This window comes from Actinomadura miaoliensis (assembly GCF_039536785.1).
Taxonomy (GTDB): Bacteria; Actinomycetota; Actinomycetes; order Streptosporangiales; family Streptosporangiaceae; genus Spirillospora; species Spirillospora miaoliensis.
In genome coordinates this window covers 1-7,938 of sequence record NZ_BAAAZG010000041.1, presented here as the reverse complement: position 1 = coordinate 7,938, position 7,938 = coordinate 1, and the positions used below count along the sequence as shown (strand labels likewise).

Sequence of the window (7,938 nt, the reverse complement as noted above, 5' to 3'; positions counted from 1 at the left end):
TCCCCGCCCGGCCGCCGCCGTCTCAGCGCACGTTCAGGCGCATGGCGCCGATGCGGGTGATGTGGGTGTCCAGGCGGTCGCCGCGTTCGATCGGGCCGACGCCGGGCGGCGCGCCGGTGAAGATGACGTCGCCGGGCAGCAGCGTCATCATCGACGACGCGTACGCCACGATCGCCGGCACCTTGGTGATCAGGGTGGCGGTGTGCACGTGCTGCCGTTCCTCCCCGTTGACGGTCAGCCGGATGCGCAGGTCGGACGGGTCGCCCACCTCGTCGGCGGTGACCACGCACGGCCCGAGCGGGCTGAAGGTGTCGTAGGACTTGCGGCGGGAGCGGTCGGCGGCGCTGCGCACGGTGATGTCCAGGCCGATCGTGTAGCCGAGGACGTGGGCGAGCGCGTCGGCCTCGGGGATGTCGCGGCCTCCCGTGCCGATGACGATGACCAGCTCGGACTCGTGGTGGATCTCCTGCCCGGCGTTCACCACCGCGTCCGGCAGCACGATGTCGTCCTGGGGGCCGCTGATGGACGACGGCGCCTTGAGGAACACGTCGAAGTTCATCATCCAGTGCTCGACCTTGCCGAGGGTGCGCTCCTGCACCCCGTGCATCTCGGCGACGTGGTCGGCGTAGTTGCTGGCACAGGCGACGATCTTGGACGGGTTGAGGACGGGCGCGCGCAGCCGGACGTCCGCCGGGTCCAGCGCGGGCCCCTTGTCCGCCGCCCGCGCCAGCTCCTCGCGCACGTCGGCGAAGTCGCGGCACAGCCGCCGCCACCATCCGGCGGTCAGCGGGTCGGGGTCGTGCGGCCAGGGCAGGGACGCGGTGACGTCCACGACGCCGTCCTCGACCAGGACGCCGAGCCGGTTCGCGCCGAGCCGCGCGTCGTCGAACAGCGCCAGCTTCATGGCGTCTCCTCCGGGGTGAACGTGCCGGTGAACGTGCCGGTGACGGTCTGCGGGCCGGGGAGGCTCTCCTCCCGGTAGATGCCGAGGGCGCGGTGTACGGGCGCGTCGCCCAGGGCGAACAGGTCGGACGGGACGGCGGCGTGGTGCTCGACGGCGACCCACGACGGCGCCACGAACATGTCACCGGCCCGCCAGTCGAAGCGCCGCCCGTCCATGACGGTGTGGCCCTCGCCGCGGAACACCACGAAGACCGTGTTGCCGCCGCGCCGCACCGGCCGCACGGGGCGCCGTCCGGGCAGCACGCGCAGCATGCCGCAGCTCAGCGTGGGCAGCACGCTCGCGCCCGACTCGGGGTTGGTGTACTCCAGCTCGACCACGGCGTCGTCGCAGGTCCCGGCCAGCCGGGACAGCTCGGCGTCGGTGTCGGCCCACCGGTAGACCAGCAGCGGCGACGGCGCGGGGTCGAGTGTCGTGACGGCGCCTGCACGCGCGTAGGCGGGGCGGTGGGTGCCTTCGGACGCGTTGTGCGGGTCGTCCACGAGCTGCCGCTGCTCGGGGTACGGCTCGAAGAACACCCCGTCCAGCGCCTCGATCATCGGCAGGTCGAGGCCGTCGAACCAGAACATGGGGGCGTCGCCGCCGTTGGTGTGGTCGTGCCAGGCCCACGCGGGGGTGAGCACCAGGTCGCCGGGGGCCATGTCGCAGGCGTCGCCGTTCACGGTCGTCCACACGCCCTCGCCTTCGAGGACGAACCGGATCGCCCCCGGCGAGTGCCGGTGCGCCGGTGCCGACTCGTACGGGCCGAGGGCCTGCAGCGCGCCCCACAGCGTCCCGGCCGCGTACGGCCTGCCGCCCAGGCCCGGGTTGGCCAGCGACAGCACACGCCGTTCGCCGCCCCGCTCCACCGGCACCAGCCGGATCGCCTCCTCGGCCAGCGGGCGCATCGTCGCCGCGGGCCACAGCCACGGCACCGCCTTGGGGCGCGGCGTCGGGGTGAGCAGCTGCTCGGTGATCGTCCACAGGGGCCGCAGCCCCGCCGCGTCCACCCGCGCGTACAGCTTCTCCAGGTCGCTCATGTCCGGTTCGGTCATACGGCCGCTCCCTCCAGGTGCGCGGGGGGCGTGCCGATGCCGAAGCGCCGGACGCTCTCCAGCAGCGACACCCGCCGCATGTAGGCGCGGGCACGCTCGGGGTCGGCGGCGGTGGCGCGCATCTCGTCCTGGGCGGCGCGCCTGCGCGACTCCTCGGTCTCCTTGAGCCGTTCGGTGTTGCGCTGGGTGTCGGCCTGCACGTACTCGACGGCGACGCGGCGGCGCACCGCGTCGTAGGCGGCCAGCTCCGCCTCGGGGTCGCCGTCGCCCGCCCGGATGCGCACGATGCGCGCGGCCGCGTCCATCACGTCGTGGATGCCGCTGTTGAGGCCGACACCGCCGATCGGGGAATTGATGTGGGCGGCGTCCCCGGCGATGAGGATGTTGCCGACGCGGAAGGTGGACGCCACGCGCTGGTGCACGTTGTACGCCTGGCGGTCGACGATCGGGTAGCCGGCCGGGTTGGGCGCCACGCCCTGCAGGTGCCGCTGCAGCCGGTCGGGCGCGGTGGCCTCCTCGACGGGCTCGTCCGGCGACACCGGGTAGACGACGCGCCACGACTCGGGCGTGCGCAGCACGAACAGCCACTGGTGCGGGTCGGCGACGTAGTTGACATGCGCCAGCCCGGGGATGAGCTCGCTCAGGTCGGTGGTGGTGCTGACGATGAGGAACCGCTCGGGGTAGGTGTAGCCCTCGAAGTCGATGCCGAGGGAGCGGCGCACGGTGGAGCGCGGGCCGTCCGCGCCGATCAGGTGGGAGCCGCGCAGGACGCGGGTGCCGTCCGGGGTCTCGACGGTCGCGGTCACGCCGTCGCCGTCGTTGGCCACGCCGGTCACCGTGGAGCCGAACAGCAGCTCCACGCCGTCGGCGCCGCGCAGCCGCTCGAACACCATGCGGACGAGGTGCTGCTGGTTGAGCTGGAGCCGGTACGGGTAGCGCGTCTCGTCGGCCAGCAGGCGGAAGTCGAACTCGGCGACCAGGCCGTCCCGGCGGTCCCGGAAGTGGTAGACGGGCACGACCAGGCCCTCCTCGTGCATCCGGGCGGTGACGCCGATGCCCTCCAGCAGCTCCAGCGTCGCGGCGTGGAACGTCGAGGCGCGCCAGTCCGCCCGGGGCTCGGGCTCGGCCTCCACCAGGACGACGGGGACGCCGTCGGCGGCCAGCCGCGCCGCCGCCGTGGTGCCGACCGGCCCGGCGCCCACGACGATCACCGGCCGGTCCGAGGGGTCCTGCGAGATGGGGGTGCGGGTCATGCACGCAACGCTGCCATGGCATTCCGCCATAGCGAAAGATTTGCTGTTAAAGTTCCGCTATGCCGAACTCAGACGGCGGGTCCCGTTCCGTGGACAACGCCCTGCGCCTGCTGGAACTCATCGGGGAGCAGCAGACGCTGCGCGTGTCGGAGGCGGCGGACCTGCTGGGCGTCGCCCGCTCCACCGCGCACCGCCTGCTCAGCGCGCTGCGGCGGCGCGGCTTCGTGCTCCAGGACAAGCCGAACGGGGTGTACCGGCCCGGTCCCGTCCTCAATGAGATCGGGCTGGCCGCGATCGGGCGCATCGACATCCGGACCGTGGCGCGTCCCGTCCTGGAGGAGCTGACCGAGCAGACGCAGGAGACCGTCAGCCTCACGCTGCTGGAGGGACGCAACGTCCGCTTCGTCGACTGCGTGGAGAGCCCCCGCACGGTGCGCGTCGGCGACCGCACGGGGGTGGTGATGCCCGCGCACTGCACGGCGGCGGGCAAGGCGATCCTGGCGGCGCTGCCGGCGTTCGAGCTGGAGCGCCGCTACCGCGACCGCGTGCTGTCCGGCCGCACGGCCAGCTCGATCACCACCTGGGACCGGCTGGAGACCGAGCTGCGCCTGATCCGCGCGCACGGCTACGCGCTCAACGAGGAGGAGGGCGAGGAGGGCATCTGCGCCGTGGCCGTCGCGGTGCGCGACCTGACCGACGCCCCCCTCGCCGCCCTGGCGGTCGTGCTCCCGGCGGCGCGCACGGTCCAGGCGGACGTGCGCCGCGAGTTCGTCCCCCATCTCCAACGCGCCGCCGAGTCGGTGCAGCAGTTGCTGCGCGCCCGCCTGTAGCCCGCGGGCTACTTGAGCACGCCCTTGTCGTAGTCGAAGGGCTCGTCGGTCAGGCCGAGGCGCCGCATGGAGGACGCGATCAGCTCGACCGAGGCGCGGTCGGTGGTGCCGTTCCAGCCCGGCAGGTTGATCTTCGCGGCGAGGGCGGGCGCGAACCCGGCGATCTTGGGCAGGGCGGCGCGGAAGGCGTCCGGGTCCCGCGCGATGGACTCGGCGGTGCGCCGCACCCCCGCCTGGAACGCCGACACCAGCTCCGGCTGCTCGCGCGCCTTGGCGGCCGCCATGAGGAACGTGCCGATCTGCAGGCCGTGCCGGGTGTCGGAGTAGGGGCGGCCCACCACCCGCATGCCCTTGCCCACGGCCGTGGTCAGGAACGGCTCGATCAGCATCGCCGCGTCCACGTCGCCGCGTTCCAGGGCGGGCGCCATGTCGGGGAAGCCCATCTCCACGTACCGGGCGTTCGGCGCCGCCGCACCCGCCTTGCGCATGGACGCGTCGATGACGATGTCGTTGATGTTGCGCAGCGTGTTGACCGCGACCTTCTTCCCGACGAGGTCGGCGGCGCTGCGGATCGGGCTGCCGGCCGGGACGACGAGACCGGAGAAGTCGCGCTCGGGGTCGGTGGACGTGCTGGTGCCCGACCCGACCATCCGGACCGGCAGGCCCCGGTTCATGGCGATCACCGCGGACACCACGTTGGACCCGGCGACGTCCAGCCCGCCGTTGACCAGCGCGGGAATGGCCGCCGCGCCGCCCGCCGACGTCTGCATCCGCACGTCCAGGCCCTCGGCGCGGAAGTAGCCGCGCTGCACGCCGTAGGTGAGGAACGCCGACGGCATGCCCGCGGTGTCCATCACCTTGATCTGCCGCAGGCCGTCGGCGGAGCCGCGTCCGGCGGCCAGCCCGGCGCCGCCCGACAGGTCGCCGCCGTAGTTCGTGCAGGCCGAGGCGGCGAGCGAGGCCGCGGCCAGCAGGACGGCCAGGATCGTCCGGCGCATCACGACGCCTTCACCGGGGTGTCCTGCAGGGCCGCGAACAGCTCGCTGCGCAGCCGCCCGAAGTCCGGATGGCCCTTGGTGGTGAGCTGGTCGCGGGGACGCGGCAGGTCGACCTTCACCTCCAGGCCGACGTGCGCGGGCGGGCGCAGCACCAGCACCCGGTCGGCCAGGTAGACGGCCTCGTCGATGTCGTGCGTGACGAACAGGACGGTGGTCTCGTAGCGGCGCCAGACGTCCAGCAGCAGGTCCTCCAGCTCGGCGCGGGTCTGGGCGTCGACGGAGGCGAACGGCTCGTCCATGAGCAGGACCTGCGGCCGGTACGCCAGCGCCCGGGAGATCGCCACGCGCTGCTGCATGCCGCCCGACAGCTGCCACGGGTACGCCTTGCCCTTGCCGCCCAGGCCCACCGCCTCCAGCGCCTCCTCGGTGGCCTCGCGCGCCTGCTTCTTCGGCACGCCCTTGTAGCGCAGCGGGAAGGACACGTTGCGCTCCACCGTCATCCAGGGGAACAGCGACCGGCTGTAGTCCTGGAACACCAGGGCCATGTCCGGCGGCGGGCCGGTCACGGGCGTGTCGTGCAGCCGCACCTGGCCCGACGTGGGCTGCTCCAGCCCGGCCAGGCAGCGCAGCATCGTCGTCTTGCCGCATCCCGACGAGCCGAGGATGCAGACGAACTCGCGCGGCCCGACCTCGAACGACAGGTCGGCGACGGCGGGACGGGCGGACGGGTCGGGCCCGTACACCTTGCGGAGCCGGTCCACCTCAAGCATCGTCATTGGTCCCCTTCAGTCCGCGGTGCCAGAACAGCACCCGCGCCTCCACGAGCTGGAACAGCCAGTTGAGCAGGAAGCCGAGCAGGCCGAGCAGCACGATCCCGGTCCACATCTCCGGGATGGCGAACGAGCGCTGCGACTCGAGCACGAAGTAGCCGACGCCGTTGTCGCTGGCCACCATCTCCGACACGACCATGAGGATGATCGCGATGGACAGGCTCGTCCGCATGCCCGCCACGATGCGCGGGCTCGCCGCCGGCAGGATGATCCGGGTCAGCCGCGCCCGGACGGGCACCTGGTAGGAGCGGGCCGCGTCGAGCTGCCCGCGCTCGACGCCGCGCACGCCGTCGATGGTGTTGAGCAGGATCGGCCACACCGTGCCGAGCGCGATGATGAACACCTTGGACGCGTCGCCCGCGCCGAACAGCAGCAGCGCGAACGGGATCAGCGCGGGCGGCGGCAACGCCCGCAGGAACTGCACCACCGGGTCGGCGGCGGTGCGCAGCGTCCGCGACAGGCCGAGCGCCGTGCCGGCGGCGACCCCGGCGGCCACCGCGATCGCGTACCCGGCGAACATCCGTCCCAGGCTGGGCAGCAGATCACCGGGGACGCGGTCGAACAGCCACAGGTCGGCGAAGAAACGGGCGATCTCGGAGGCGGGCGGGAAGAAGAAGCTGTCCGCGCGTTCCGACCACGCCCAGAACGCCAGCAGCGCGCCGACCGGGACGACCAGGTGCAGTCCGAGCACCCGCAATCTGGCGATCATCGTGCCGCCTCCCCGCCCTTGCGCTGGGCCGGATGCCAGCGCAGCACGCGCCGCTCCAGCGTCTGGAAGGCCGCGTTCAGCGCCCAGCCCAGCAGCCCGGTCGCGATGATCAGCGCGTACATGCGGGTGGCGTTGTCGGCCGACTGCGCGACGATGATGGCCCGGCCGAGGCCCGGCGTGCCGACGACCAGCTCCTCGGTGACGGTGAGGATCAGCGCGATCGACGAGGCGATACGCAGCCCGGTCGCGATGTAGGGGGTCGCGCTGGGCAGCACGACCGTCCGGAAGCGGGCCAGTGTGCCCAGGCCGTAGGAGCGGGCGGTGTCGGACGCCACCGGGTCAACGTCCCGCACGCCGTAGACGGTCTGGAACAGCAGCGGCCAGAACACCGCGAACGCCACCAGGAACACCTTGGTCTGCGTGCCCGTCCCGTACACCAGCACGGCCAGCGGGATCAGCGCGACCGGCGGCACCGGGCGGCAGAACTCGATGACGACGCGGGCCAGCCGGTAGGCGGTCGGGCTGGCTCCCAGCGCCATCCCGGTGGGCACCGCCAGCAGCGCGCCCAGGCCGAGCCCGGCGGCCCAGCCGAGCAGCGACCGGCCGATCTCCGTCCACAGCGGACGACCGCCGGCCAGCCTGAGGAACTCAATGTAGATGTCGCTGGCGTTGGGGAACCAGCGGGCGGGCAGCAGCCCGCCGCGCGTGCACAGTTCCGCCAGCACCAGCACGGCCGCCACACCCGCGGCCTTGAGTCCGAGATCGGCGCCGCGGCCCGCGGACGGCCCGCGCCGCCGGACGGCGGACGGGCGGAGCCAGGCGACATAGGTCACGGGTCCTCCCCTCGTCCCGGTTCCGCCTGGTGGGGCGGGGCGGACCGGGTGCTGCGAACCTATGTGCGCCTTCCACACTGCGCAATACCTCATAAACCGAATTCCGCGATGCCGAATTCGTCGGTGCGAGTGCGGGACGGCCTCCGGATCGACCGCGAGCGGCGTCCGGATCAGCCGAGGGCGGTCCCGGCGAACGTCGCCGGGGCGGTCGCGATCTGCGCGGTCCAGCCCATAACGGCCGAACCTACCGGCCAAGCCAAACCCAATGCCGTTCGAAGGCTTCGGAAAGCGTGCGCCCACCGGCGCGACACACGCGTAAACGAAGGACAGAGTAGGTCCGCCGAAGTGCGGATCCCACGTCCTTCCGGTGGCACGATCCCTTGGAGCCTCAGTGAAGCAACCATCCGAGCACGACCGCCGCACGGTGCCGCGCGGGCTCGTCGCCGGGGCGGCCGCCATGGCCGCCGCGCTGCTCGCCGGCGGGTGCGGC

General features: G+C 72.9%; 8 protein-coding genes. 1 reads left to right on the top strand and 7 read right to left on the bottom strand.

The features are described from left to right. Positions 1-22: 22 nt before the first annotated feature. From ABD811_RS26940 to ABD811_RS26930, 3 genes are read right to left on the bottom strand one after another with little or no spacing between them, the layout of a single operon-like run. The gene (locus tag ABD811_RS26940; protein WP_344953080.1) at positions 23-904 is read right to left on the bottom strand and encodes a fumarylacetoacetate hydrolase family protein; all 882 of its coding nucleotides are present in this window, start codon (positions 902-904) and stop codon (positions 23-25) included. After that, the gene (locus ABD811_RS26935) at positions 901-1,995 is read right to left on the bottom strand and encodes a cupin domain-containing protein (RefSeq protein ID WP_344953078.1); all 1,095 of its coding nucleotides are present in this window, start codon (positions 1,993-1,995) and stop codon (positions 901-903) included. Before ABD811_RS26935 ends, ABD811_RS26940 begins: the two co-directional genes overlap by 4 nt. After that, positions 1,992-3,248, bottom strand: coding sequence for an FAD-dependent oxidoreductase (locus ABD811_RS26930; protein WP_344953076.1), 1,257 nt, complete (start codon positions 3,246-3,248; stop codon positions 1,992-1,994). The genes ABD811_RS26935 and ABD811_RS26930 overlap by 4 nt, the downstream gene beginning before the upstream one ends. Positions 3,249-3,307: 59 nt before the next feature. On the opposite strand from ABD811_RS26930, the gene ABD811_RS26925 reads away from it, so the two are divergent. Continuing rightward, on the top strand, positions 3,308-4,078 hold the full coding sequence (locus ABD811_RS26925; protein WP_344953074.1) for an IclR family transcriptional regulator: 771 nt from the start codon (positions 3,308-3,310) through the stop codon (positions 4,076-4,078). An 8-nt stretch (positions 4,079-4,086) separates the two neighbouring features. On the opposite strand, the gene ABD811_RS26920 is transcribed toward ABD811_RS26925, so the two are convergent. From ABD811_RS26920 to ABD811_RS26905, 4 genes are read right to left on the bottom strand one after another with little or no spacing between them, the layout of a single operon-like run. Further along, positions 4,087-5,076, bottom strand: a complete 990-nt coding sequence (locus ABD811_RS26920; protein WP_344953072.1) for an ABC transporter substrate-binding protein — start codon at positions 5,074-5,076, stop codon at positions 4,087-4,089. Beyond that, entirely contained in the window at positions 5,076-5,852 is a 777-nt protein-coding gene (locus ABD811_RS26915) for an ABC transporter ATP-binding protein (protein ID WP_344953070.1), read from the bottom strand. The genes ABD811_RS26920 and ABD811_RS26915 overlap by 1 nt, the downstream gene beginning before the upstream one ends. Continuing rightward, a complete protein-coding gene (locus tag ABD811_RS26910; protein WP_344953068.1) occupies positions 5,839-6,615 on the bottom strand; it encodes an ABC transporter permease in 777 nt (258 codons plus the stop codon). The genes ABD811_RS26915 and ABD811_RS26910 overlap by 14 nt, the downstream gene beginning before the upstream one ends. Then, a complete protein-coding gene (locus tag ABD811_RS26905; protein WP_344953066.1) occupies positions 6,612-7,448 on the bottom strand; it encodes an ABC transporter permease in 837 nt (278 codons plus the stop codon). The genes ABD811_RS26910 and ABD811_RS26905 overlap by 4 nt, the downstream gene beginning before the upstream one ends. Between the last annotated feature and the right edge of the window lie 490 nt (positions 7,449-7,938).